This is a genomic window from Paenibacillus terrae, from assembly GCF_005217525.1.
Lineage (GTDB): Bacteria > Bacillota > Bacilli > Paenibacillales > Paenibacillaceae > Paenibacillus > Paenibacillus terrae_C.
In genome coordinates this window covers 209,516-210,950 of record NZ_PNXQ01000012.1, presented here as the reverse complement: position 1 = coordinate 210,950, position 1,435 = coordinate 209,516, and the positions used below count along the sequence as shown (strand labels likewise).

The following is a 1,435-nucleotide window of genomic DNA, read 5'->3' as shown; positions in this document are numbered from 1 at the left end:
GGATCGGCTACACTAAGTTGGACAGAAAAAATAAGGGCTTGTAGAATAAACCTATCATCCTAAGGAGCGAATCTCTACAATGCCAAAACAGCAACGACGTACGTTTACAGCAGAGTTTAAGAAACAAATGGTGCTATTATATGAAAACGGAAAGTCCAGAGCGGATTTGGTGGAGGAATATGGCCTTACTGCCTCGGCGTTGGATCGCTGGATTAAACAAGGCCAGACGACAGGTTCGTTTTCAGAGAAGGACAATCGCTCGCCAGAAGAAAATGAGCTACTTACTCTACAGAAAGAAGTTCAACGCCTCCAAATGGAGAACGATATTTTAAAGCAAGCCGCGCTGATCATGGGACGAAAGTAGCTATCATCCAGAATAACCGTGATAAATACTCGGTATCAGCAATGTGTGACGTCCTGCAAATCGCAAGAAGTACGTTTTACTATGAAGCAAGCGAACCATCGCCGGAAGACAAGGTGACCATAGCCATTGTGGACATTTTTCAGAAAAATCGAAGAGCGTATGGTACCCGAAAAATCAAAGCGAAGCTTCATGAGCGAGGACTCATCGTTTCCAGGCGTCGAATCGGCCGTATCATGAAAGAACAGGGACTGGTTTCAACCTACACGGTGGTACAATATAAGCCGCATAAAACCGCTTGTAATGAAGCCGCTACAGCCAATACACTGAACCGCGAGTTTAACCAAACGGAAAGCAAACGCGTGGTAGTCAGTGACCTAACCTATGTGAAGGTGCGGAACGAGTGGCACTATATTTGCGTGCTGATTGATTTGTTCAATCGAGAGATCATTGGCCATAGTGCAGGTCCCCATAAGGACGCAGCGTTGGTCTCCCAGGCTTTTGCGACCGTGAAAGGCGATCTGCGTCAGATTCAGTGGTTTCATACCGACCGAGGCAGCGAGTTTAAAAATCACAGGATGGATGAGCTGTTAGAGACGTTTGAAATCGGTCGATCGCTGAGCGCGAAAGGCTGTCCGTATGACAACGCCGTGGCTGAAGCCACCTATAAGATCATAAAAACGGAGTTCGTGAACCAGATGAACTTTCAGAGTCTTGGTCATCTAGAACTGGAATTATACGATTATGTCCATTGGTTCAACCAACATCGTATTCATGGAACTTTAGGCTACATGACGCCTGTTCAATATCGCCTTGAAGCCCTTAAAAAAGTTGTTTGATTTACTGTTGACAATCCAATCCAAGTTCTGAGCTTTTTGCTGTCGCACTCTATCTGAGTGCGTGGATTGAAATCGATCAGCTTTCCCTTTTTGGTGATAATGCGAAAGTCGCACTCTATCTGAGTGCGTGGATTGAAATTGGAGATTTAGAGAGGATGGTAATCGTGGCAGAGTCGCACTCTATCTGAGTGCGTGGATTGAAATGTATATTGTTTAAGCTTAGTCCAAGTTGGAG

At 45.2% G+C, this 1,435-nt stretch carries 1 protein-coding gene; it reads left to right on the top strand.

Translation table 11 applies throughout. From position 1 onward, the window contains the following. The first annotated feature begins 79 nt into the window (after nucleotides 1–79). Nucleotides 80–1,200, top strand: a protein-coding gene (locus C1I60_RS11025) for an IS3 family transposase (RefSeq protein WP_137061757.1) whose coding sequence is annotated in 2 segments (ribosomal slippage) — nucleotides 80–329 and nucleotides 329–1,200 — 1,122 coding nt in all. Because the reading frame shifts where the segments join, the coding sequence is not laid out codon by codon here. The last annotated feature ends 235 nt before the right edge of the window (nucleotides 1,201–1,435 follow it).